The organism is Pseudomonas sp. EL_65y_Pfl2_R96, assembly GCF_963970905.1.
In the GTDB taxonomy this organism is placed as follows: Bacteria; Pseudomonadota; Gammaproteobacteria; order Pseudomonadales; family Pseudomonadaceae; genus Aquipseudomonas.
Genome location: NZ_CAXAQH010000028.1, coordinates 1 through 23,812 on the forward strand (window position 1 = coordinate 1; position 23,812 = coordinate 23,812).

The window sequence follows — 23,812 nt, forward strand, 5'->3', positions numbered from 1 at the left end:
CACTCAGGCGCTGGTGATACTGGCTCGCAAGCTTGCTCGGATCGTATTCGCTCTGCTGAAAGGGCAGAGCGAATACCAACCAAAAGCCGGTTGAGGGCTTCCCCTCAACCATAGAATCTCCCACAGGGTACAGCGCAAGTCTTCAACTTGACCTCAATAAACATAAGAAGAGGCACCCCCCATGCAACCGCAAACCCTCACCGGGCAAGCATCGTTGGTGACGCCCAGTCGCAAGCGTTTTTTCATCATGGTCCTGTTGTTCATCACCGTGGTGATCAACTACCTCGACCGCAGCAACCTGTCGATTGCCGCCCCGGCGCTGACCAGCGATCTGGGCATCGATCCGATTCATGTGGGGCTGATCTTCTCCGCGTTCGGCTGGACCTACGCCGCCATGCAAATCCCCGGCGGCTGGTTGGTGGACCGGGTGCCGCCGCGCATTCTCTATAGCGTCGCCTTGCTGCTGTGGTCGCTGGCCACGGTGATGCTCGGCTTCGCCGCCAGTTTCATCGCGCTGTTCGTGCTGCGCATGGCGGTCGGTGCCCTGGAGGCGCCGGCCTATCCGATCAACAGCCGCGTGGTGACGACCTGGTTCCCCGAGCGCGAACGCGCCACCGCCATTGGCTTCTACACCTCCGGGCAGTTCGTCGGCCTGGCGTTCCTGACGCCGGTACTCGCCTGGCTGCAACACCAATATGGCTGGCACATGGTGTTTGTCAGCACCGGCGTGGTGGGCACTATTTGGGCGGTGATCTGGTACACGGTGTATCGCGAACCACGGGATTTCAAGGGCGCCAATGACGCTGAAATCGAGCTGATCCGCGAGGGCGGCGGGCTGGTGGATATCCAGGCTGAAACCGCGAAGGCCAAGGCGAAATTCAGCTGGACCGATCTGGGGATTGTCCTGAGCAAACGCAAGTTGTGGGGCATTTACCTCGGCCAGTTTTGCCTCAATTCGACCTTGTGGTTTTTTCTGACGTGGTTCCCGACTTACTTGGTGAAATATCGCGGCATGGACTTCATCAAGTCTGGCTTGCTGGCGTCGCTACCGTTTCTGGCGGCTTTCGTTGGCGTGCTGTGTTCGGGGTTCTTCTCGGACTTTTTGATCCGTCGCGGCTATACGGTGGGTTTCGCCCGCAAGTTGCCGATCATTGGCGGCCTGCTGATTTCCACCTCGATCATCGGTGCCAACTTCGTCGAGTCGACGCCGCTGGTGATTGCCTTCCTCGCGCTGGCCTTCTTCGGCAATGGCCTGGCCTCGATCACCTGGTCGCTGGTGTCGACCCTGGCCCCGGCACGCTTGCTTGGATTGACCGGAGGGGTGTTCAATTTCATCGGCAACCTGGCGGCGATTACCACGCCCATCGTCATCGGTTTCCTCGCCTCCGGTGATTCGTTTGCCCCGGCGATCACCTATATCTCGGTGCTGGCGTTGCTGGGTGCGCTTTCCTACGTGTTGCTGGTGGGTAAGGTCGAGCGTATCAAGTTGTAGTCTCGGCCATCGGGCGACCATAATGCCGCCCGTTCACTCGCTCAACGGTAAAGGCTGGATATGCAGGAAGACGCCCCAAAAATCGCCAAGGACGCCGCACCGACCGGCACCCAGACACTGCTTCGTGGCCTGGGTGTGGTTCAGGCCGTGGCCAGTGGCGCCCGCGATCTCAAGGAAATCGCCCGGCTGATCGGCACGACGCGCAGCACCACTCATCGTCTGGCCAGTTGCCTGGTGGACGAGCGTTATCTGCGGGTGGTGCCGCAAGTTGGTTACCTACTGGGGCCGAAACTGATCGAGCTGGGTTTCCAGGCGCGGGAAGAACTGCCGCTGGTAACGTTGGCCGGGCCGTATCTGGATGAGTTGTCGGCGTTGACCGGCGACACCATTCACCTGGCGATTCGCGAAGGTGACGAGGTGCTGTACCTGCTCAAGAATCCAGGGCGCAACGGCCCGGAAATGCGCTCGCGGGTCGGCCATCGCATGCCATTGGCGCGTACCGGCATCGGTAAGGCGTTGATGCTCGATGACACGCAGGAAGAATGGCAACGGCTGTACGAAATCAGCTTGCCGGTGGGCGGGAAAAATCAGTTCTGGCCGCAGCACCCGGAGCAATCCTGGGAGCAGTTTCAGCAGCGCATGATCGAGTACGTGGCCGGCGGTTACGCCTTCGACCTGGAAGACAACGAACCGTCGATCCGCTGCGTAGCGGCGCCGATTCGTGACGCCAGCAAGCGCATCGTCGCCGGTATCAGCATCGCCAGTACCGTGCCGTACATGCCGCTGGAAAAAATGGCCGAGCTGATTCCCCTGATCAAAGGGGTCACAGCCCGGCTGTCTGCGGAGCTTGGTTTGAAGGTGTAAGCCGCGAAGATTTAGACCTTCAGCGTCGCCATATCGATCACGAAGCGGTACTTCACGTCACCGGCAATCATGCGGGTGTAAGCCTCGTTGATCTGGCGGATGTCGAGCATTTCGATGTCGCAGGTGATGCCGTGCTCGGCGCAGAAATCCAGCACTTCCTGGGTTTCGGCGATACCGCCAATCAGGGAGCCTGCCAACACGCGACGACCCAATACCAGTTTGGCAGCGTGGACCGGTGGATCGATCGGTTCAATCAGGCCCACCAGAATGTGTACGCCGTCGAAACGCAGCGTATCGAGGTAGGGATTGAGGTCGTGCTGCACCGGAATGGTGTCCAGCAGGAAGTCGAAATGTCCGGCGGCAGCTTTCATCTGTTCAGCATCTGTGGACACGATCACGTGGTCCGCGCCTTGACGACGACCTTCTTCAGCCTTGCTCGCCGAGCGGGTGAACAACGTCACTTCAGCGCCCATTGCCTTGGCGAACTTGATGCCCATGTGACCGAGGCCACCCATGCCGAGAATCCCGACCTTGTCACCGGCCTTGACGCCATAGTGCTTGAGCGGTGAGTAGGTGGTGATGCCGGCACACAGAATTGGCGCGGCGCTGGCCGGGTCGAGTTTCTCCGGGATGCGCACGACAAAGTGCTCGCTGACCACGATGCTGTCGGAGTAACCGCCCATGGTGTTGCTGCCATCGACCCGGTCCGGGGTGGCGTACGTCATGGTCGGACCTTCGAGGCAGTATTGCTCCAGATCCGCTTGGCAGGCTTCGCAGTGGCGGCACGAGTCGACCATGCAGCCGACGCCGACCAGATCGCCGACTTTGTGTTGGGTAACATTCGCACCGACGGCGGTCACTTTTCCGACGATCTCGTGACCAGGCATCAGTGGATAAACCGCAATGCCCCACTCGTTGCGTGCCTGATGGATGTCGGAATGGCAGACGCCGCAGTAGAGAATGTCGATCGCAACGTCGTCGGCGCGCGGGCTGCGGCGTTCGAATTTCATCGGGGCGAGGGGAGTGGTGGCTGACTGAGCGGCGTATCCGATGGCGGTGTACATGGTGAACCTCGCAAAAGCTGTGACGGGTGAGGCGAGCAATTCTGGGCGCCGCACGGGGCACCGGCCATGGCGATTCCTCCGGGTGTCATGCCTAATCCTCCGGCATGCGCCTTTGATGGGGCGCATTGGCGTTCAGACCTGCGATGATGCTTTCATCCCTTTTTCGCGACTTTTTTTGTGAAGAGCTCCTCATGTTGTTGACCCGTCATCTCGATGCCAATGCCACCCTGGTTTCGCTGATCCAGCCGCTGACTGTTCGCGATGGTTTCGCTCCCACCGCATTGCCGGGGGTACAGGTTTTGCGGGCCAGTTGTGATGTGGCCCGTGGCCCGCAAATCTACGAGCCAAGCCTGGTCATCATCGCCCAAGGCAGCAAGTTGGCGTATCTGGGCCCGCGTACGCTTGAGTATGGTGCCGGGAATTACCTGATTCAGGCGTTGCCGGTACCCTTCGAGTGCGAGACGTTTTCGGCTCCGGATGGCCCGATGCTGGGCGTTTCCATCGCCATTGACCGGGTGTTGCTCAGTGAGTTGGTGCTGGCCATGGGATTGTCGCCGGGGCGCACTGTTCCCGCGCAGACACCCGAGTCCATGACCTCGGCGGTGCTCGACGATGCCATGCGCGGTTGCGTGGAACGGTTGTTGCGCTGCCTGCACGATCCGCTGGAATGTCAGGTCATGGGCCCGGCGCGCTTGCGTGAATTGTTGTTCGTGGCGTTGCGTGGGCCGCAAGCCGATGTGTTGCGGGCGCTGGTGGAGCAACAGGGGCAGTTCGCCCGGATCGCGGCGTCCCTGAACCATCTGCATGCGCATTACACCGAGCCGCTGAACGTCGAGACCCTGGCCAGTTGCGCGAACATGAGCGCGTCGACGTTTCATGAGCATTTCAAACGCAGCACTTTGTTGTCTCCGGTGCAGTATTTGAAGCGTTTGCGTTTGCTCAGGGCGCAGCAGTTGTTGCTGGGCGAAGGACTGGGCGTGGCTCAGGTGGCGCATCGGGTGGGGTATCAGAGCACGTCGCAGTTCAGCCGCGAGTACAAGCGCTACTTTGAGCGTAGTCCTGGGGATGAGCGCGCTGCTTGAGACAGCACCAATCCCTGTGGGAGCGGGCTTGCCCGCGATTGCGGTGGGTCAGTCGACTTTGATGTTGGATGATAAACCGTCATCACGGGCAAGCCCGCTCCCACAAGGTCTTGTGTTGACGCTTGAATTGCAGGCAACAAAAAGGCCCCCATTTCGGGAGCCTTGATGTTCAGCGATTCGACTTACATGTTCGGATAAGTCGGGCCGCCAGAGCCTTCCGGCGCCACCCAGGTGATGTTCTGTGCAGGGTCCTTGATGTCGCATGTCTTGCAGTGAACGCAGTTCTGGGCGTTGATCTGGAAGCGCTTCTCGCCGTCTTCCTGGGTTACCACTTCGTATACGCCGGCCGGGCAGTAACGCTGGGCGGGCTCATCGTACAGCGGCAGGTTCTTGCCGATCGGGATACTTGGATCGGTCAGCTTCAGGTGGCACGGCTGCTCTTCTTCGTGGTTGGTACCGGAGATGAACACCGAGCTGAGTTTGTCGAAGCTGATCTTGCCGTCCGGTTTCGGGTAGTCGATCTTCTTGCAGTCGGCCGCCAGTTTCAGGCAAGCATAATCCGGCTTGGTGTCGTGCAGGGTGAACGGCAGTTTGCCGCCGAAGATGTTCTGGTCGATCCAGTTGAAACCACCGCCGACAATGGCGCCGAACTTGTGAATCGCCGGGCCGAAGTTGCGGCTGGCGAACAGTTCGTCATAGAGCCAGCTCTTCTTGAAGGCGTCGACGTAAGTGGTCAGTTCTTGCGTGCCGTCCAGATCGGCGAACAGCGCGTCGGCCACGGCGTCAGCGGCGAGCATGCCGGACTTCATCGCGGTGTGGCTGCCTTTGATCTTGGCGAAGTTCAGGGTGCCGAGGTCGCAACCGATCAACGCGCCACCCTTGAAGACCATTTTCGGCAGCGAGTTCAGGCCGCCTTTGCAAATGGCACGAGCGCCGTAGCTGATGCGCTTGCCGCCTTCCAGGTATTGCTTGAGCACCGGGTGATGCTTGAGGCGCTGGAACTCGTCGAACGGTGACAGGAAGGTGTTGCTGTAGGAAAGGTCGACGATCAGACCGACGACCACCTGGTTGTTTTCCAGGTGATAGAGGAACGAACCACCGGTGTTCTCGGTGCCCATGATGTCCAGCGGCCAGCCGGCGGTGTGGACCACCAGGCCTGGCTGATGCTTGGCCGGGTCGATTTCCCAGATTTCTTTCAGGCCGATGCCGTAATGCTGGGCGTCGGCCTCGCTGTCGAGGTTGAAGCGCTTGATCAGCTGCTTTCCGATGTGGCCGCGGCAACCTTCGGCGAACAGCGTGTACTTGGCACGCAGCTCCATGCCCGGGGTGTACAGGCCTTCTTTCGGATTGCCTTCGCGATCGACACCCAGGTCGCCGGTGATGATTCCGCGAACCACGCCGTTCTCGTCGAACAGCGCTTCCTGGGCGGCGAAGCCCGGGTAGATTTCCACGCCCAGGTTCTCGGCCTGCTGGGCCAGCCAGCGGCACAGGTTGCCCAGGGAGATGATGTAGTTGCCTTCGTTGTGCATGGTCTTGGGCACAAAGAGGTCAGGAATCTTCTGCGCGCTGTCGGCGTTTTTCAGAACGAAGATGTCATCGCGTGTGACGGGCGTATTCAGCGGTGCGCCGAGTTCTTTCCAGTCCGGGAACAGTTCGTTCAGCGCCCGTGGCTCGAACACCGCACCGGACAGGATGTGAGCGCCGACTTCGGAGCCTTTTTCGACCACGCAGACGCTGATTTCCTTACCGGCTTCGGCGGCCTTCTGCTTCAAACGGCAGGCGGCGGACAGGCCAGCGGGGCCGGCACCGACGATGACCACGTCGAATTCCATGTATTCGCGTTCCACAGGCTATCTCCTACTCAAGGCTCAACAGTTTTTTTCTAATTGGAGGTTTGGCGTTGCATCCATTATTTCCTTCGATCAGGCGTCGAAAGCGACAATGGATGACCCACCTTTCTCTCTAGGTGGCGCATTATATCTACACCACTCCTAGCGTCCAATACAAACGTTTGTTTGAATTGGCTCAAAGCCAGATAAATCAAAGTCACGCGGCTTATGACTGGCCATTTTGCCGTATTGACCGGAATAGGTGTTCCGGTCAAGATACGGGCGGTTTTGCGCTCGCCGTAGGCTGACTGTTGGTTTCAAGAGCACCTCTAAAGACAGGGCGATGGCAGTACCAGGTGATGCGCCGCGAAGGTTTGGCGCGCAGTTTACACGCCGCGATAATGAATGACTCGTCGGTCACCACTGACGAACGGTTATCTGCCTCGTGAGCAAGGCTCACCCGATACACCTGCCAGCGTTTTTAGAGGTGCCCTTGCGCCGATGAGCATCAACCGCCAGGTTCGCCTAGGCGACTTTCTTTTCACCGGAGAGTAACGAGGAATCCATGAAGGTTCTTGTAGCTGTCAAACGCGTTGTGGATTACAACGTCAAGGTTCGTGTCAAGGCGGACAATTCCGGCGTCGACCTCGCCAACGTCAAGATGTCGATGAACCCGTTCTGCGAAATCGCAGTGGAAGAAGCCGTACGTCTGAAAGAGAAAGGCGTTGCGACTGAAATCGTCGTCGTCTCCATCGGCCCGTCCACCGCTCAAGAGCAACTGCGCACCGCGCTGGCTCTGGGTGCCGACCGCGCCATCCTCGTCGAATCCGCTGAAGATCTGACTTCCCTGGCCGTTGCCAAATTGTTGAAAGCGGTTGTCGACAAGGAACAGCCTCAGCTGGTGATCCTCGGCAAACAAGCCATCGACAGCGACAACAACCAGACTGGCCAGATGCTTGCGGCATTGAGCGGCTACGGCCAGGGCACGTTCGCGTCCAAAGTCGAAGTGTCCGGCGACACGGTTGCCGTGACTCGCGAAATCGACGGCGGCGCGCAGACTGTTTCGCTGAAACTGCCGGCCATCGTCACCACCGACCTGCGTTTGAACGAGCCACGCTACGCGTCGCTGCCAAACATCATGAAAGCCAAGAAGAAGCCGCTTGAAGTGCTGACTCCGGACGCTTTGGGCGTTTCCACCGCCTCCACCAACAAGACCCTGAAAGTCGAAGCGCCAGCTGCACGCAGCGCGGGTATCAAGGTCAAGTCGGTGGCTGAACTGGTCGAGAAACTGAAAAACGAAGCGAAGGTAATCTAAATGACTATCTTGGTTATTGCTGAACACGACAACAAAGTACTGGCCCCGGCCACGCTGAATACTGTGGCTGCTGCTGCCAAGATCGGTGGCGACATCCACGTACTGGTTGCAGGTCAGGGCGCTGGCGCCGTGGCTGAAGCCGCTGCGAAAATCGCTGGCGTGGCGAAAGTGCTGCTGGCCGACAACGCCGCTTACGCTCATCAACTGCCGGAAAACGTTGCCCCACTGGTAACTGAGTTGGGCGCTGGCTACAGCCACATCCTGGCTACCGCGACTTCCAACGGCAAAAACATCCTGCCGCGCGTTGCCGCGCAGCTGGACGTTGACCAGATCTCCGAGATCATCTCGGTCGAAAGCGCAGACACCTTCAAGCGCCCGATCTACGCCGGTAACGCCATCGCGACCGTTCAATCGAACGCTGCGGTCAAAGTGATCACCGTGCGTGCGACCGGTTTCGACCCGGTTGCCGCTGAAGGTGGTTCGGCATCGGTTGAAGCCGTTGCCGCTGCTCACGATGCGGGCACTTCCAGCTTCGTCGGTGAAGAACTGGCCAAGTCCGATCGTCCGGAACTGACCGCTGCCAAGATCGTCGTTTCCGGCGGTCGCGGCATGCAGAACGGCGACAACTTCAAACACCTGTACGCCCTGGCCGACAAGCTGGGCGCTGCCGTTGGTGCTTCCCGTGCCGCGGTCGACGCCGGTTTCGTACCCAACGACATGCAAGTCGGTCAGACCGGCAAGATCGTTGCGCCACAGCTGTACATCGCCGTCGGTATCTCTGGCGCGATCCAGCACCTGGCCGGCATGAAAGACTCCAAAGTGATCGTGGCGATCAACAAGGACGAAGAAGCGCCGATCTTCCAGGTGGCCGATTACGGCCTGGTGGCGGATCTGTTCGAAGCCATCCCTGAGTTCGAGAAGCTGGTCTAATCCGGCGGCTTGACTTATAAAGAGCCCGGCCTTTTGGTCGGGCTTTTTTTGTGCTTCTGTAGGAGCTCCTACGGTCGATATAACGGGGTTTGAGTGGAGTGTGTCGCCATGGATTTGCGCCGCGTGTGTGGCTGGTCATTACTGCTGGGGCTGGCGCTGATGCCGGGGCTGTCTGCTGCCGCGGGCAAATGCGAGCGCTTGATCGTGACCGGCAGCCCGGACGCACCGCCGTACCTGTGGCAAGATCCGCAAAACCCCAAGTATCTGATTGGCGCCAGCGCCGACCTGTTGCAGCACGTGGCGGGGGAGTTGGGCATCAAGGTCGAGCTGCTTTACGCCGGCAAACGCTCCCAGGCCCTGGATGAGGTGCGCAGCGGGCGTATGGACATGCTGGCCGATGCGCCGTTGACGGTCAGTGAGTTGGAAAGTCTGGATTACATTCATCCACCGCTGCTGGAAAACGATTACCTGCTCTGGACCCGCAACGACTCGTTACTGGTCTACAACGAAGCGCAGGACCTTCACGGCCATTCCGGTGCCATGTCGGAAAAGGCTCGAGTGACCCTGTCATTTGGCACGTTCGCCGAGCAGCAATTGACCCTTGTGCGCACACCCAACCTGACCCAGGCCTTTCAGAAGTTGCTGCTGGGCGAAGTGGAATTTGTCCTCGCCGGCCGCTACTCGGGCATGGCCATGGCGCAAACGCTGGGGATGGCCAATGACTTGATGGCCCACCCACAACCCGTCGACAAACCGGGTCTGTATCTCGCCATTTCCCATAACTCGGCCTGCAACGATCCCTGGTTGCGCGGACAGCTGGCCAAAAAGATGACAGAATTGCCCGCGTCCGGACTGACGGAAGCCGCGCTGCTGCGCAATATCGAGCGTTGGAAAGCGCAAAGCTCACAACCGCAGCAACAACCTGTCAGTACCCCAAATCAGTAGGGATTTTTAGTGAGTATTCGACCTCTTTTCGCTGCCCTGGCCGTTCTGGCTCTGGCGGGTTGTGCAGCCGATCCGGCGCCGAATGAACAAATGCGCCTGACCGAACAGGCCCTTGAGCAAGCCAAGGCCGTGGGTGCTACCGCCGATGAAGTGCCGGAGCTGAAACTGGCCCAGGACAAGTTCAACCGTGCCAAGGGCAACATGGCCGACCAGTCCTTCAAGAACGCGCGCATGCGGGCCGAGCAGGCCGAGCTGGACGCGCGCCTGGCCGAAGCCCGGGTCCTGACCCTCAAGAGCGAGGAGCAGTTGAACGTGCTCAATACCCGCATCACTCGCCTGCGCAAGCAACTGGGAGATGCCCAATGAGCCTCAAGACCCAAGTACTCGGCGGCTTGATCCTGGCTGGTTGCGCAAGCCTTTATGGCTGCGCCGGTCAACACAGCGAAGCCGCGTTACAGCAGGCTGGCGTCGACTTCCAGAAGGTCAAGGAAGACTCCAATGTGCTGCGCATCGCGCCCAAAGACGTGATCCGTGCCGGTGAGTCCCTTGCCCGCGCCGATCGCTTGTCCAGTTACTGGGGCAGCGGTTCGGACGTGTTGCATTACGCTTACCTGAGCCAGCGCTACAGTGAAATCGCCCGGGAACACACCAACCAGGTGCTCAATGAGGAGCGCGCGGCGAAGCTCGAACTCGAGCGTCAGCGCCTGCAACTGGCCCTGCGCGAGTCCAAGTTGCTCAGCGTGCAGCAACAGGGCAAGTGGATCGAAGAGCAGATCGTGGCGTTGGCGACCACCCAGACCGACCGTGGTCTGGTGATGACCTTGGGCGATGTGTTGTTCGATACCGGTGAAGCGGAGCTGAAAACCTCGGCGAACCGCGTGGTGCTGAAGATCGTCCAGTTCCTGCAGCTCAACCCCAAGCGTGTGGTGCGGATTGAGGGCTACACCGACAGCACTGGCGGTAAACAGGAAAACCTCAAGCTGTCCCGTGACCGTGCGCAGTCGGTGGCTGACGTGCTGATGGACCTGGGCATCGACGACAAACGCATCCAGGTCGAAGGTTATGGCGATGAATACCCGGTGGACGCCAACGCGTCCGAGCGCGGTCGTGCACAGAACCGTCGGGTGGAAATTGTGTTCTCTGACGAAAAAGGCCAGCTTGGCGCCGCCCGCTAAGGGCTGCGTCACTGGATAAACGCCAGAAATCCTGTACAGCTCCTATGGCCCGGCCTGTTCAGCAGTGCCGGGTTTTTTGTGCTTGCCGTGCCAATAAGAGCAGTACAGTTTTTGCTGACACTGCACTGTATGGTCGACTATTGTAGTAACTGTCCCAGTACACTTCTAAACTGTTCCGGTATTGTTCCACACAAGAATAAAATGCCCGTGAAATCGAGTGCTGCGTCATGACCAATCTCTTGCTCTATCAACGTATTGCTCAGCAACTGGCCGAAGACATCCGCCGTGGTGTCTATCAACCGGGGGAGCGCGTGCCTTCGGTGCGCAAGATGAGCTCGCAGCTCAACGTCAGCCATGCGACGGTGTTGCAGGCCTATGCCAACCTTGAGGATCAGGGGCTGATCCGCGCCCGGCCGCAATCCGGTTATTACGTGCACCAGACGCCGGCCCTGACGGCGCCCACCCCGGACATCGCCCGGGTCGAGCGCCCCGGCCTTGTCACCCGCAGCAGCATCATTCAGCAAGTCCTGGTCGAATCCCGTCGCGAAGGTGTTTTTCCGTTGGGCGCGGCTGTGCCGAGTGTCGATTATCTGCCGGTGCGGGCGCTGCATCAGCAACTGGCCAAAGTCACTCGTTTCCATAGCCCGCGGGCATTCAGCTACATGTTCAGCCCCGGTTTCGAGCCGTTGCGTCGGCAAGTGGCGATCCGCATGCGCGATGCCGGCGTGGTGGTCGACCCGTCGGAAGTGGTCATCACCCACGGCTGTGTCGATGCGTTGCAGATGTCTTTGCGCGTGTTGACCCGGCCGGGCGATTTGATCGCCGCCGAATCGCCAACCTATTACGGTTTGCTGCAACTGGCCGACCTGCTGGGGTTGAAAGTCATCGAGATTCCCAGCGATCCGGCCACCGGCATGAGCCTCGAGGCTCTGCAACTGGCGGCCAACCAGTGGTCGATCAAGGCGTTGGTGCTGACCACGCGTCTGAGCAACCCCTTGGGCGGCACCATGCCCGAAGAACGGCAAAAACAATTGCTGCGTCTGGCCTCGGATTTCGATATCCAGGTCGTTGAAGACGATATTTACGGCGAACTGATGTTCGAACAGGGTCGCACCAAATCGCTCAAGGCCTACGACCGGCTGGATCGGGTGATCTATTGCTCCAGCTTCTCCAAAACCCTGTCACCGGGCGTGCGGATCGGCTGGATGATTGCCGGCAAGTACCAACAGGAAATCCAGCGCTTGCAGACCTTCAGCACGCATTCGGCTTGCAGCGTCACGCAAATGGGCATTGCGGCTTACCTGGAGAACGGTGGCTACGACCGGCATTTGCGCTATATCCGTCAGGAGTACCGCAAGAACCTCAGCGCTTTCCAGCTGGGGGTGCAGCAGTACTTCCCGGAAGGCACGCAGATGACCCGGCCCACTGGCGGTTTCATTCTGTGGGTCAGCCTGCCGGGGCGGGTCAACACGCAGGAGCTGCATGTGCGTGCATTGCAGCAGGGCATCAGCATTGCGCCGGGGCTGATTTTCAGTAACACCGAGCAGTTCAATCACTGCATTCGCCTGAACTGTGGCATCCCCTGGAACCGCGAGGCCGAGCGTGCATTGATGACGCTGGGGTTGCTGGCGACGCAACTTTGTCAGGAGACGGCGAGCGGTTTTTGACCTGCCGGGCAGTTGTGAACTGCCCGCTTGTCTTGTTGTCGCCAACAGGCGAGCATATGAGCCTCTGCCGTTCGTGTCGTTGGGTCCATGAAACCGATTTTTCCTGTCGCATGGCTGTTGATCTGCCTGTTGATGACCTGTCACGCGCAAGGTGTCATGGCGGCTTCCGTTCAGGAAAAAACGACAGCCAGCACAACCGCGAAAAAACCGGCCCCGGTCAAAAAAGCCGCACCGGTCAATAAAAAGGCTGCGGCGGTCAAAAAACGCCCCCCCATTGCTTCCAAGTCGAAACCGGCCAGTGAAGTCGTGAAAGCCAAATTCCCTCCCGCCAGTCTCGACTTGAGCTTGCCCAAGGACATGGTCGAAGAACTGAAACCGGTCGGCACAGTACCGTTGCCCCGACACGATGCGGTGTTGCCGCAAATGTTCGGTGACAAGAGCAGTCCGTTCCAGCTTAACGGTCGCCTGATCAGCAATGAAATGAAACTGCAACTGCGCAATGAAGAGCGCCGGGAAGTTGAAGGCGCGGCGCTGGAATTCGAATTCAAGCAGTAAATTTCCCCCATTCGTGACCCGCGGACCAGACGCTTTGTCGGAGACTGGCCAGTCACATTCGTTTGAGTGAAAAAACTCGGGCTCTGGTAATTTTAAACAGCCGTTTTAGCCGTTACTCTGTGCCACGTCCCTTTAACACATTGCCCGTCGCGAGGAGCTTGTCGTCATGAGATGCCGTGAAGGCTGTGGCGCCTGTTGCATTGCCCCTTCCATCAGTTCGCCGATTCCCGGCATGCCCAATGGCAAAGCCGCCGGAGAACGTTGCGTACAACTGTCTGCCGATAACCTGTGCAGTATTTTTGGCAAGCCGGAACGTCCTGCGGTGTGTTCAGCGTTTGAAGCCGATGTCGAGGTCTGTGGAAGCAGCCGCGACGAAGCGATCAAGTTGCTGGGCTGGTGGGAGAAAATGACGGTCGCGTGATGTATTCAACGAACGGAACTTCAACAATAAGGAATAAGATTATGGGTTCGCTGCATCGTATGGCTGTGCTGTGTGGTTTGACTGTTTTGCTGGCCTCCACGGCGCAGGCCGAAGACTGGAAAACCGCCAAGGACGAAGACGGTATAAAAGTGTCCTTGAGTGAAGTGGCCGGTTCCCAATACAAGGCTTACCGCGGCGTAACCGTCATGAAGACCACCATGGCCAAACTGCGTGCATTGCAGGAAGACGTTCCAGGTGCCTGTGCCTGGATTCACGAGTGCAAGACCCAGAAGCTGCTCAAACACGAAGGCAATCAGAGTTGGACTTACACCCAGTTCAATACCCCCTGGCCGGTCACTGCTCGCGATTCGGTGATGCATGTCACCACCGTTGAAGGCGCCGATGGCAGTCTGACCCGCGAGCTGGAAGGGCAGCCGAAGTACCTTCCGGAAGAAAAGGGCTTTGTACGGGTCGCCCAGGTCAAAGGTTTCTGGAAGCTCGTGCCTAAAGGCGATCAAGTTGAAGTGACTTATCAGGTTCACACCGATCCGGGCGGCAGCGTGCCGTCGTGGCTGGCCAACAAGTTCGTGGTAGACGCGCCGTTCAATACCCTTAAAGCCTTGAAAGAACGCGCCGAGAAGTAATCGCGTACTCTTTTGATACGGCCCGTTCAACAACGCCCCGACTGGTTCGGGGCGTTTGCGTTTCTTACTGAGGGCGGGGCGTTATTTTGTTACCGGATATGCGTTGCACGAAATTTTCACAAGGCCTCCAAGACAATTCACCCGCGCCCCAACGAGTCAACCCCGCAACTTTGCGCCACGCTGCTTGTCCCAGAGCGCTAAGTAATCAATGGTAATGCCGCGGTTGATCGTGCAACATTTGCGCACCGCGCACGCCCCGGGGCCGAGAATGGCCAACAGAGGGCAAGACGCCTAATGCCAGTTCAGTCAACCCCGCTCCCACAGGTTGACCGATCAGCATTAGGCAAGGCGCTGCTGTATTTTTGAAACTTCAACTTCCAATGGGTCCTAAAACGACATGGCAAACCCGGACGCCCTGAGTCAGCAGCGAGCTTCTAGTCGCCTGCTGCAACCGACCGTCAAATCGCATCTGGCCTACACGCTGTTGTGTGCCCTGATCATGATGGTCATGTTCAGCCTGCTGCGCGTCGCGCTGCTGGTCTACAACCGCTCGATGATCCTCGACACACCGGCTTCGACCTTCCTGGAAGCGTTCGCCAACGGCCTGCGTTTCGACTTGCGTCTGGTGGTTTACCTCAGCGTTCCGCTGCTGCTGGCCCTGTTCAGCGCCCGGGCCATGGCGGCCCGCGGGTTCTTCCGGTTCTGGCTGACCGTTGCCTCGAGCATCGCGCTGTTCCTCGGCCTGATGGAGATGGACTTCTACCGCGAGTTCCACCAGCGCCTCAACGGCCTGGTCTTCCAGTACGTGAAAGAAGACCCGAAAACCGTGATGAGCATGCTCTGGTATGGTTTTCCGGTGGTTCGCTATCTGTTGGCCTGGGCCGTGGGCACGCTGATTCTGACTCTCGCGCTCAAGGGCGCCGACCGCGCCACGCGTCCTCGCGGGCCGTTCAGCGGTGGCAGCATCGGCACGCGCCAGGTCGCGCCGTGGTATGCGCGCGGCGTGGTGTTCGTGGTCTGCCTGCTGGTCTGCGTGGTCGCGGCTCGTGGCACCCTGCGTCAGGGCCCGCCCCTGCGCTGGGGTGACGTTTACACCACCGACTCCAACTTCGCCAACCAGTTGGGCCTCAACGGTACGCTGTCGCTGATCGCGGCGGCCAAGAGCCGGATGTCCGAAGAACGCGACAATATCTGGAAAGCCACACTGGAACAGCCTCTGGCTCAGCAGACCGTGCGCGATATGTTGCTGACCCCGAGCGACAAGCTGGTCGATTCCGAGACCGCCGCGGTGCGCCGCAACTACAGCCCCGATACCAACAAGACACTGCCGATCAAGAACGTCGTGGTGATCCTGATGGAAAGCTTCGCCGGTCACTCGGTGGGCGCTCTGGGACGTCCGGGCGAGGTCACGCCGTACTTTGACAAACTGTCGAAAGAAGGCCTGTTGTTCGACCGTTTCTTCTCCAACGGTACCCATACCCACCAGGGCATGTTCGCTACCATGGCCTGCTTCCCGAACCTGCCAGGTTTCGAATACCTGATGCAGACCCCGGAAGGCAGCCACAAACTGTCCGGCCTGCCGCAGTTGCTCAGCGCTCGTGACTACGACGATGTGTACGTCTACAACGGCGACTTCTCTTGGGACAACCAGTCGGGCTTCTTCAGCAACCAGGGCATGACCAACTTCATCGGGCGCAATGACTTCGTCAACCCGGTGTTCTCCGACCCTACCTGGGGTGTGTCTGACCAGGACATGTTCAACCGTGGCCTGGAAGAACTGAAAACCCGTGACGGCAAGGACAAGAAACCGTTCTATGCCTTGCTGCAAACCCTGTCCAACCACACGCCATACGCCTTGCCGACGCCATTGCCGGTGGAGCGCGTGACCGATCGTGGCAGCCTCAATGAACACTTGACCGCCATGCGCTACTCCGACTGGGCGTTGGGTCAGTTCTTTGAAAAGGCCCGTAAAGAGCCGTATTTCAAGGAAACCCTGTTTGTGATCGTCGGCGACCACGGTTTTGGCAACGAACAGCAGATCACCGAAATGGACCTGGGCCGCTTCAACGTGCCGATGCTGATGATCGGCCCGGGCATCCAGGAAAAATTCGGTCAGGTCGACCACACCGTGGGCACCCAGATCGACATCGTGCCGACCATCATGGGCCGCATTGGTGGCGACGTGGTTCATCAATGCTGGGGGCGCGATTTGCTGAACCTGCCGGAAGGTGACAAAGGCTTCGGCATGATCAAGCCGTCAGGCAGCGATCAGACGGTCGCGTTGCTCACGGCTGATCGCGTGCTGGTACTGCCTAAAGAGATGCCGCCGAGGTTGTATCAATACGAACTGGGCGCTAACCCGAAAGGTGAATTGATCCCGGCATCGGCTGACGAAGCTGCGCTGAAGCAGAAGCTCGAGTCGTTCATCCAGACGGCCACCAAGAGCCTGCTGGACAACACCGCCGGTGTGGTTGACGGCAAGCCGGACTAAGTTCTCCGGACATAAAAAGAGGCCCTTCGCAGGGCCTCTTTTTTTTGCCGGTAAAATCTTTATATCTTGCCAAGCAGCAACAGGATCAACAACACCACCAACACTACGCCGATGATACCAGACGGGCCGTAACCCCAACTTCTGGAATGCGGGAAGACCGGCAAACCACCTATCAACAACAGAATAAGAATAACGATAAGAATTGTGCCCATGTCTATTTCCTTGTTGGAAGCGTTGTGGATTGACCTAGGGTTCTAGCCATCAGCTGGACTTGTATTAATCCTAGCTGCTTACAAAATCCGACTCATGGATATGAGAAAAAATTCCAGGTTTTTTTAATGTATTTGGAAAGCACGCTTATTTCTTTTACTGCGTCTCAAAGTTGAAACAGCCGTACCGCGCCGCGGTTCATCGTTGGCCATTCAGCACTCTGATGGAGCGTGGGTCGCGCATTATCCTTCGCTACACTCGGTGCATCTTCCCCGGAACAACAAGGCTGTTTGCTATGCAAAATCGCATGATGATCACTGGCGCGGGCTCAGGCCTGGGTCGCGAAATCGCGCTGCGCTGGGCGCGTGAAGGCTGGCAGCTGGCCTTGTCGGATGTCAGTGAACCCGGCCTGCAAGAAACCCTGAAGCGGGTGCGCGAAGCCGGCGGCGACGGTTTCATCCTGCGTTGCGATGTGCGCGACTACAGTCAGCTGACCGCCTTCGCCCAAGCCTGCGAAGAGAAACTCGGCGGCATCGATGTCATCGTCAACAACGCGGGTGTGGCCTCGGGCGGTTTCTTCAGTGAACTGTCGCTGGAGGATTGGGACTGGCAGATCGCGATCAACCTGATGGGCGTGGTCAAGGGCTGCAAGGCCTTCCTGCCGCTGCTGGAGAAAAGTAAAGGCAAGATCATCAACATCGCCTCGATGGCGGCCCTGATGCAAGGCCCGGCCATGAGCAACTACAACGTGGCCAAGGCGGGCGTAGTGGCGTTGTCCGAAAGCCTGTTGATCGAACTGGCCCACGAGGAAGTCAGCGTGCATGTGGTCTGCCCGTCGTTCTTCCAGACCAACCTGCTGGACTCTTTCCGCGGCCCGACCCCGGCCATGAAAGCCCAGGTCGGCAAATTGCTGGAAAGCTCGCCGATTACCGCTGCCGACATTGCCGACTACATCTATCAGCAGGTCGCCGCCGGCGAATTCTTGATCCTGCCTCACGAACAGGGGCGCATGGCCTGGGCGATCAAGCAGAAAAACCCGCAATTGCTCTACAACGAAATGACCGTGATGGCCGACAAAATGCGCGCCAAGGCCAAACAAAACGCAAGCTGAACTTGCCCGTGCGCAACAGCGTCGTTAGGGTGGCCGCAACCGGCCATCCTCACGAGACCTCTGCATGCTCAATTACCTGTGGTTTTTCCTCGCCGCGCTGTTTGAAATCGCCGGCTGCTTCGCCTTCTGGATGTGGCTGCGCCAAGGTAAAAGCGTCTTGTGGGTCATTCCTGCGTTGCTCAGCCTGATCTTGTTCGCGGTGTTGCTGACCCGGGTCGAAGCGAGCTACGCCGGCCGCGCCTATGCCGCCTACGGTGGCATCTACATCATTGCGTCGATTGGCTGGCTGGCGGTGGTCGAGCGGATTCGTCCACTGGGCTCGGACTGGATTGGCGTGGCGCTGTGTGTGCTTGGGGCAGGTGTCATCCTGTTTGGTCCGCGCTTCTCTGCTTCCTGAAGGATCGGTCCTTCATTCAACCGGTTTGTCGGACGCGTCCGTCAGGGTGATGCATCTTGCGCTGTAGGGCGGGACTGTTTTGCTGCTGTTGCATTGAAGACCCGCCACGCGCCGGGCATCTTCAAGGGCCGGTCATCCAGAAGGACGAATGCCATGCTTGTACTCAGTCGCGTTGTGGGCGAGTTGATATCCATTGGTGACAACATTTCCGTGCGCGTTCTTGCCGTCAACGGAAGCAGCGTGCGCTTCGGTGTTGAAGCGCCGCAGCAGGTCAACGTACACCGCGCCGAAGTCTATGAGCGCATCCAGATCAAACAGGCAAAAGCCAAAGCTCGTTAGGGGGCGTTTTCAAGGGCCTCAGTCGAACAGGTGCTTGGGCACGTCGTGCTTGAGCATCAACTGGCATTGCTCGCTTTCCGGATCGAAGACGATCAGTGCCTGGCCCTTGGTCAATGCCTGACGGACACGCAAGACACGGGTTTCCAGCGGTGTGTCATCGCCGTTGTCCGTGCCGTCACGGGTCACGAAATCCTCGATCAGACGGGTCAGCGTATCGACTTCAAGTTGGTCGTGTGGGATCAGCATAGGCACCTCGGCTAAACAATGGCGCGATGCTACGGCGGTTATGAACGCATCACCAGTAGGAGCTGCCGAAGGCTGCGATCTTTTGATCTTTGCACCTGTTGCATCGCTGCAGATCAAGATTCAAAGATCGCAGCCTTCGGCAGCTCCTACAGTTCGCCTTAGCTGTCTGTGCGCTGCCCAATCAAACTATCGACCGACGGTACTCGTGTATCGCTTTCCATCTGTGTCTCGTGTTCTATCTGGTGACTGAACCGGTCCAGCGATCCCGTGGCCGGTTGTGCATCGCTGGCGAACACCGGTGGGCTGAGGATGTAGGCACCGAGCAAACGGCTGAGGGCGGCGAGGCTGTCGATGTGGGTGCGTTCATAGCCGTGGGTGGCGTCGCAACCGAAGGCCAGCAGGGCGGTGCGAATGTCGTGGCCGGCAGTGACGGCCGAGTGAGCATCGCTGAAGTAATAGCGGAACAGGTCCCGACGCGCCGGCAGTTCGTTGTCGCTGGCCAGACGCAGCAGGTGCCGCGACAGGTGATAGTCATAAGGCCCGCCGGAATCCTGCATCGCCACGCTCACCGCGTGTTCGCTGGAGTGTTGGCCGGGCGCGACCGGCGCAATGTCGATGCCGACGAATTCGCTGACGTCCCAGGGCAGGGCCGCCGCCGCACCGCTGCCGGTTTCTTCGGTGATGGTGAACAGCGGATGGCAGTCGATCATCAACTCTTCGCCGCTGTCGACAATCGCTTTCAGCGCCGCCAGCAGTGCGGCAACGCCGGCCTTGTCATCGAGGTGACGGGCGCTGATGTGGCCGCTTTCTGTGAACTCCGGCAACGGGTCGAAGGCGACGAAATCGCCGACGCTGATCCCCAGCGAGTCGCAATCGGCGCGGGTGGCGCAATAGGCGTCCAGGCGCAATTCGATGTGATCCCAGCTGATCGGCATTTCATCCACGGCGGTGTTGAATGCGTGCCCGGAGGCCATCAACGGCAACACGCTGCCGCGGATCACGCCGTTGTCGGTGAACAGACTGACGCGGCTGCCCTCGGCAAAACGGCTGGACCAGCAACCGACTGGCGCCAGGGTCAGGCGGCCGTTGTCCTTGATCGCGCGAACCGCCGCGCCAATGGTATCCAGGTGGGCGGAAACCGCGCGGTCCGGGCTGTTCTTCTTGCCCTTGAGGGTGGCACGGATGGTGCCGCGACGGGTCATTTCAAAGGGAATACCCAGCTCTTCAAGACGCTCGGCGACGTACCGCACAATGGTGTCGGTGAACCCGGTCGGGCTGGGAATGGCGAGCATTTCCAGCAGGACTTTTTGCAGGTAATTGAGATCCGGTTCGGGAATTTTGCGGGTCATGGAAACTCCTGATGAAGTGAGAGCATCGATGGTTTCGATGAAGGGGGAGAATCTACGTTGCCTGTCAGGCCGCCATCGCGGGCAAGCCCGCTCCCACAGGGCGCGCGGTCAACTGTGGGAGCGGGCTTGCCCGCGATGGCGTCAGATCAGGCTGCACACATTTATGAAACCGCCGGCTGACTATGCGGAAACAACAAATCCACAAACCGCTCGGCCGTCGGCTGCGGTTCATGGTTGGCCAGCCCCGCGCGCTCGTTGGCTTCGATAAACACATACTCCGGCTGGTCGGCGGCCGGCACCATCAGATCGAGCCCGACCATCGGAATATCCAGCGCCCGCGCCGCGCGCACTGCCGCGTCCACCAGGGTTGGATGCAGGATCGCCGTGACGTCTTCAAGAATGCCGCCGGTATGAAGGTTCGCCGTGCGCCGTACGAACAGATGCTCGCCGGCCGGCAGAATGCTGCTGTAGTCATAACCCGCCGCCTGCAATGTGCGCTGGGTCTCATGGTCCAGCGGGATTTTGCTTTCACCGCTGGTGGCGGCCTGACGGCGACGGCTCTGGGCCTCGATCAGCGCCCCGATGGAATACTGACCATCACCCACCACTTCCGCCGGCCGGCGAATGGCGGCCGCGACGACCTCGAATCCGATCACCAGAATCCGCAAATCGAGGCCTTCGTGAAAACTTTCCAGCAGCACTCGACTGTCGAATGCGCGGGCGTTTTCGATGGCTTGCTGGACCTCTTCGATGCTACGTAAATCCACCGCCACCCCTTGGCCCTGTTCACCGTCCAGCGGTTTGACCACCACCCGTTGGTGCTCGTCGAGAAACGCCAGATTGTCGTCCGCGCTCCCCGCCCGTTGTTGGGCGGGCAGTTTAAGACCGGCATTTTTCAGCGCCTTGTGGGTCAGGCTCTTGTCCTGACACAAGGTCATGCTGATGGCGCTCGTCAGATCGCTCAGGGATTCGCGACAACGCACGCGGCGAGTACCGTGCGTCAAGGTGAACAGACCGGCTTGCGCATCGTCCACTTGCACATCAATGCCGCGGCGATGAGCCTCCTCGACGATGATTCGCGCATACGGATTGAACTCGGCCTCGGGGCCCGGGCCAAGAAACAACGGCTGATTGATGCCGTTCTTGCGCTTGATGGCGAAGGTCGACAAGTTGCGAAAACCGAGCTTGGCGTAAAGACTTTTCGCCTGACGGTTGTCGTGCAACACGGACAGGTCCAGGTAGCTCAGGCCACGACTCATGAAGTGTTCGATCAAGTGCCGCACCAACACTTCACCGACACCTGGGCGGGAGCATTGCGGATCGACCGCCAGGCACCAGAGGCTGCTGCCGTTTTCCGGGTCGTTGAATGCCTTGTGATGATTGAGGCCCATGACGCTGCCGATGATTGCGCCGCTGTCCTCATCTTCGGCCAGCCAATACACCGGGCCGCCCTGATGGCGTGGGGTCAGCAAGCTGGCGTCGATCGGCAGCATGCCGCGGGCCTGATACAGCTGATTGGTCGCCTGCCAGTCCGCCTCGCTTTGCGCACGACGGATGCGGAAACCGCGAAATACCCGGGTGGCCTGTCGGTAATCGCTGAACCACAGGCGCAAGGTGTCGGACGGGTCGAGAAACAACTGGGCAGGCTCCAGCCCCAGCACTTGCTGGGGAGCGGCGACGTACAAGGCGATGTCCCGTTCACCGGGCTGCTCATTGAGCAACTCTTGGGCGAGGCTCCCGGCATCGGGAAAGGTATGGCCGATCAGCAACCGACCCCAACCGCAATGCACGGCTATCGGCGCAGCACCGAGTTCACTGCCGTCTTCGGCCAGGCGTGCCTGCAAGCGTTCGTAGGAGGGGGCCTGACCGCGCAACAAGCGTTGGCTGTAAGCCGTGGCGTGGGGTTTCATCGATCAGATTCCTTGTTCGCTGAGCCACAGGTTCAGGGCCGCCAATTGCCACAGCCTGGAGCCGCGCAACGGGGTCAGTTGACCTTGCGGATCGGTCAGCAGGCGGTCGAGCATGGCGGGGTTGAACAGGCCGCGATCCTGACTCGGGTCGAGCAGCAATTCACGCACCCAATTCAGCGTGTCGCCCAGCAAATGTTTGAGTCCCGGCACTGGGAAGTAGCCTTTTTTACGGTCGATCACCTCACTCGGAATGACCCGTCGCGCCGCCTCTTTCAACACCTGCTTGCCGCCATCTGGCAGTTTGAATTTACCCGGCACCCGCGCCGATAATTCCACCAGGCGATAGTCGAGAAACGGCGTACGCGCTTCCAGACCCCAGGCCATGGTCATGTTGTCGACCCGTTTGACCGGGTCGTCCACCAGCATCACGGTGCTGTCCAGACGCAGGGCTTTGTCCACCGCCGCGTCGGCACCGGGCTGGGCGAAATGTTCCTTCACGAAGTCACCGGCCGCGTCGTTGGCCGTCAGCCATTTCGGCTGCACCGTGGCGGTGTAGTCGGCGTAGCTGCGGTCAAAAAACGCATCGCGGTACGCTGTGTACGGATCGCTGGCGCCGTCCACCTGCGGGTACCAGTGATAACCGGCGAACAACTCGTCCGCGCCCTGACCGCTTTGCACCACCTTGCAGTGCTTGGCCACTTCCCGGGACAGCAGGTAGAAGGCGATACAGTCGTGGCTGACCATCGGCTCGCTCATGGCGCGGAACGCTGCGGGCAGCTGATCGATGATCTCTTTTTCGTCGATGCGCAGTTGATGGTGCCGGGTGCCGTAGTGTTTGGCGATCAGGTCCGAATACTGGAACTCGTCACCGCGCTCGCCGCCAGCATCCTGAAAGCCGATGGAAAAGGTCGACAAGTCTTCGACCCCGACTTCGCGCAACAGCCCCACCAGCAAGCTCGAATCGACGCCACCCGAGAGCAGCACACCGACATCCACCGCTGCCCGCTGACGGATCGCCACCGCTTCACGGGTGCTGTCGAGTACGCGGTCGCGCCAGTCTTCAAGGGTCAGATTCAGCTCGTCGGCGTGTGGACCGTAGGGCAGGGTCCACCAGATTTTTTGCTCGGTGGTGCCGTCCGCTTCGATGAGCATCCAGCTCGCCGGGGGCAGTTTCTCGATGCCCGCCAACAAGGTGCGCGGGGCCGGGACCACTGCGTGGAAGTTCAGGTAATGATTGAGCGCCACCGGATCGAGGATCGGGTTGATGTCGCCGCCCTTGAGCAATGCCGGCAGGGCCGAGGCAAAGCGCAGGCGCTGGCCGGTACGCGACAGGTACAGCGGCTTCACGCCGAGACGGTCACGGGCAATGAACAGACGTTTGGCATCGCGCTCCCAAATGGCGAAGGCGAACATGCCGTTGAGCTTGGGCAACAGGGCTTCGCCCCAGGCGTGATAACCCTTGAGCAGCACTTCGGTGTCGCCACCGGAATAGAAGGTGTAACCGAGGCTTTCCAGCTCGGTACGCAGTTCCGGGAAGTTGTAGATCGCGCCGTTGAAAGCCAGGGACAGGCCCAACTGGTTGTCGATCATCGGCTGCGCCGAGCCGTCCGACAGGTCCATGATTTTCAGGCGCCGATGACCGAGGGCAATCGGGCCTTGGCTGTGGAAGCCCCACGCATCAGGGCCGCGAGGGGCCAGGTGATGGGTGATTCGTTCAATGGCTGCGAGGTCCGCAGGTTGATGGTCGAAACGTAATTCTCCAGCTAATCCGCACAT

The 23,812-nt window shown here is 59.5% G+C and carries 23 protein-coding genes; 16 read left to right on the forward strand and 7 right to left on the reverse strand.

All coding sequences use genetic code 11. The features are described 5' to 3' along the window. Positions 1 to 181: 181 nt before the first annotated feature. Positions 182 to 1,492 (forward strand): MFS transporter, encoded by a 1,311-nt coding sequence (locus AACY49_RS23150; RefSeq protein ID WP_339526669.1) that lies wholly within the window; start codon positions 182 to 184, stop codon positions 1,490 to 1,492. A 60-nt stretch (positions 1,493 to 1,552) separates the two neighbouring features. Then, complete coding sequence (locus tag AACY49_RS23155; protein WP_258699655.1) at positions 1,553 to 2,356, forward strand: IclR family transcriptional regulator; 804 nt, start codon at positions 1,553 to 1,555, stop codon at positions 2,354 to 2,356. Between the two features lie 11 nt (positions 2,357 to 2,367). Here AACY49_RS23155 and AACY49_RS23160 read toward each other — a convergent pair whose 3' ends face one another. Further along, on the reverse strand, positions 2,368 to 3,420 hold the full coding sequence (locus tag AACY49_RS23160; RefSeq protein WP_052964829.1) for an NAD(P)-dependent alcohol dehydrogenase: 1,053 nt from the start codon (positions 3,418 to 3,420) through the stop codon (positions 2,368 to 2,370). Between the two features lie 191 nt (positions 3,421 to 3,611). Between AACY49_RS23160 and AACY49_RS23165 the strand changes: the two genes are divergently transcribed. Continuing rightward, positions 3,612 to 4,502 (forward strand): AraC family transcriptional regulator, encoded by an 891-nt coding sequence (locus tag AACY49_RS23165; protein WP_339526673.1) that lies wholly within the window; start codon positions 3,612 to 3,614, stop codon positions 4,500 to 4,502. A gap of 182 nt (positions 4,503 to 4,684) precedes the next feature. Here AACY49_RS23165 and AACY49_RS23170 read toward each other — a convergent pair whose 3' ends face one another. Further along, positions 4,685 to 6,349: an electron transfer flavoprotein-ubiquinone oxidoreductase gene (locus AACY49_RS23170; RefSeq protein WP_339526675.1), complete on the reverse strand. Its 1,665-nt coding sequence runs from the start codon at positions 6,347 to 6,349 to the stop codon at positions 4,685 to 4,687. 547 nt (positions 6,350 to 6,896) lie between these two features. On the opposite strand from AACY49_RS23170, the gene AACY49_RS23175 reads away from it, so the two are divergent. The 10 genes from AACY49_RS23175 to AACY49_RS23220 all read left to right on the forward strand — a co-directional run bounded on the left by AACY49_RS23175 (position 6,897) and on the right by AACY49_RS23220 (position 16,474). Beyond that, on the forward strand, positions 6,897 to 7,646 hold the full coding sequence (locus AACY49_RS23175) for an electron transfer flavoprotein subunit beta/FixA family protein (protein WP_007903904.1): 750 nt from the start codon (positions 6,897 to 6,899) through the stop codon (positions 7,644 to 7,646). Next, positions 7,647 to 8,576, forward strand: coding sequence for an electron transfer flavoprotein subunit alpha/FixB family protein (locus AACY49_RS23180; protein ID WP_339526677.1), 930 nt, complete (start codon positions 7,647 to 7,649; stop codon positions 8,574 to 8,576). It begins immediately after the preceding gene. 108 nt (positions 8,577 to 8,684) lie between these two features. After that, positions 8,685 to 9,521 (forward strand): substrate-binding periplasmic protein, encoded by an 837-nt coding sequence (locus tag AACY49_RS23185; protein ID WP_339526679.1) that lies wholly within the window; start codon positions 8,685 to 8,687, stop codon positions 9,519 to 9,521. 9 nt (positions 9,522 to 9,530) lie between these two features. Then, the gene (locus tag AACY49_RS23190) at positions 9,531 to 9,887 is read left to right on the forward strand and encodes a DUF4398 domain-containing protein (protein WP_320393726.1); all 357 of its coding nucleotides are present in this window, start codon (positions 9,531 to 9,533) and stop codon (positions 9,885 to 9,887) included. After that, positions 9,884 to 10,696 (forward strand): OmpA family protein, encoded by an 813-nt coding sequence (locus AACY49_RS23195; protein WP_258699661.1) that lies wholly within the window; start codon positions 9,884 to 9,886, stop codon positions 10,694 to 10,696. The genes AACY49_RS23190 and AACY49_RS23195 overlap by 4 nt, the downstream gene beginning before the upstream one ends. Positions 10,697 to 10,923: 227 nt before the next feature. Next, positions 10,924 to 12,363, forward strand: a complete 1,440-nt coding sequence (locus tag AACY49_RS23200; protein WP_258699662.1) for an aminotransferase-like domain-containing protein — start codon at positions 10,924 to 10,926, stop codon at positions 12,361 to 12,363. A gap of 87 nt (positions 12,364 to 12,450) precedes the next feature. Continuing rightward, complete coding sequence (locus AACY49_RS23205) at positions 12,451 to 12,918, forward strand: translation initiation factor 2 (protein WP_339526682.1); 468 nt, start codon at positions 12,451 to 12,453, stop codon at positions 12,916 to 12,918. A gap of 166 nt (positions 12,919 to 13,084) precedes the next feature. Beyond that, complete coding sequence (locus tag AACY49_RS23210; RefSeq protein WP_258699664.1) at positions 13,085 to 13,339, forward strand: YkgJ family cysteine cluster protein; 255 nt, start codon at positions 13,085 to 13,087, stop codon at positions 13,337 to 13,339. Between the two features lie 41 nt (positions 13,340 to 13,380). Further along, positions 13,381 to 13,983 (forward strand): START domain-containing protein, encoded by a 603-nt coding sequence (locus AACY49_RS23215; RefSeq protein WP_339526685.1) that lies wholly within the window; start codon positions 13,381 to 13,383, stop codon positions 13,981 to 13,983. Between the two features lie 397 nt (positions 13,984 to 14,380). After that, positions 14,381 to 16,474 carry an LTA synthase family protein gene (locus tag AACY49_RS23220; RefSeq protein WP_258699666.1) on the forward strand — a complete coding sequence of 698 codons (2,094 nt, stop codon included), beginning with the start codon at positions 14,381 to 14,383 and terminating at the stop codon, positions 16,472 to 16,474. Between the two features lie 59 nt (positions 16,475 to 16,533). On the opposite strand, the gene AACY49_RS23225 is transcribed toward AACY49_RS23220, so the two are convergent. After that, on the reverse strand, positions 16,534 to 16,692 hold the full coding sequence (locus AACY49_RS23225) for a DUF3309 family protein (RefSeq protein ID WP_172901242.1): 159 nt from the start codon (positions 16,690 to 16,692) through the stop codon (positions 16,534 to 16,536). Between the two features lie 287 nt (positions 16,693 to 16,979). Between AACY49_RS23225 and AACY49_RS23230 the strand changes: the two genes are divergently transcribed. The 3 genes from AACY49_RS23230 (at position 16,980) to csrA (ending at position 18,531) form a co-directional block, all read left to right on the forward strand. Then, positions 16,980 to 17,795: an SDR family oxidoreductase gene (locus AACY49_RS23230; RefSeq protein ID WP_320393729.1), complete on the forward strand. Its 816-nt coding sequence runs from the start codon at positions 16,980 to 16,982 to the stop codon at positions 17,793 to 17,795. A 64-nt stretch (positions 17,796 to 17,859) separates the two neighbouring features. Continuing rightward, positions 17,860 to 18,192 carry a YnfA family protein gene (locus AACY49_RS23235; protein WP_339526688.1) on the forward strand — a complete coding sequence of 111 codons (333 nt, stop codon included), beginning with the start codon at positions 17,860 to 17,862 and terminating at the stop codon, positions 18,190 to 18,192. Positions 18,193 to 18,345: 153 nt separating this feature from the next. Beyond that, on the forward strand, positions 18,346 to 18,531 hold the full coding sequence (gene csrA, locus AACY49_RS23240) for a carbon storage regulator CsrA (protein WP_064616631.1): 186 nt from the start codon (positions 18,346 to 18,348) through the stop codon (positions 18,529 to 18,531). A gap of 18 nt (positions 18,532 to 18,549) precedes the next feature. Here csrA and AACY49_RS23245 read toward each other — a convergent pair whose 3' ends face one another. The 4 genes from AACY49_RS23245 to AACY49_RS23260 form a co-directional block, all read right to left on the reverse strand. Continuing rightward, on the reverse strand, positions 18,550 to 18,777 hold the full coding sequence (locus AACY49_RS23245; RefSeq protein WP_003199186.1) for a YheU family protein: 228 nt from the start codon (positions 18,775 to 18,777) through the stop codon (positions 18,550 to 18,552). A gap of 158 nt (positions 18,778 to 18,935) precedes the next feature. Further along, positions 18,936 to 20,126: an osmoprotectant NAGGN system M42 family peptidase gene (locus tag AACY49_RS23250; protein WP_258699669.1), complete on the reverse strand. Its 1,191-nt coding sequence runs from the start codon at positions 20,124 to 20,126 to the stop codon at positions 18,936 to 18,938. Between the two features lie 161 nt (positions 20,127 to 20,287). Continuing rightward, a complete protein-coding gene (gene ngg, locus AACY49_RS23255) occupies positions 20,288 to 22,036 on the reverse strand; it encodes an N-acetylglutaminylglutamine synthetase (protein ID WP_339526694.1) in 1,749 nt (582 codons plus the stop codon). A 3-nt stretch (positions 22,037 to 22,039) separates the two neighbouring features. Then, on the reverse strand, positions 22,040 to 23,812 hold the full coding sequence (locus AACY49_RS23260; protein WP_339526695.1) for an N-acetylglutaminylglutamine amidotransferase: 1,773 nt from the start codon (positions 23,810 to 23,812) through the stop codon (positions 22,040 to 22,042).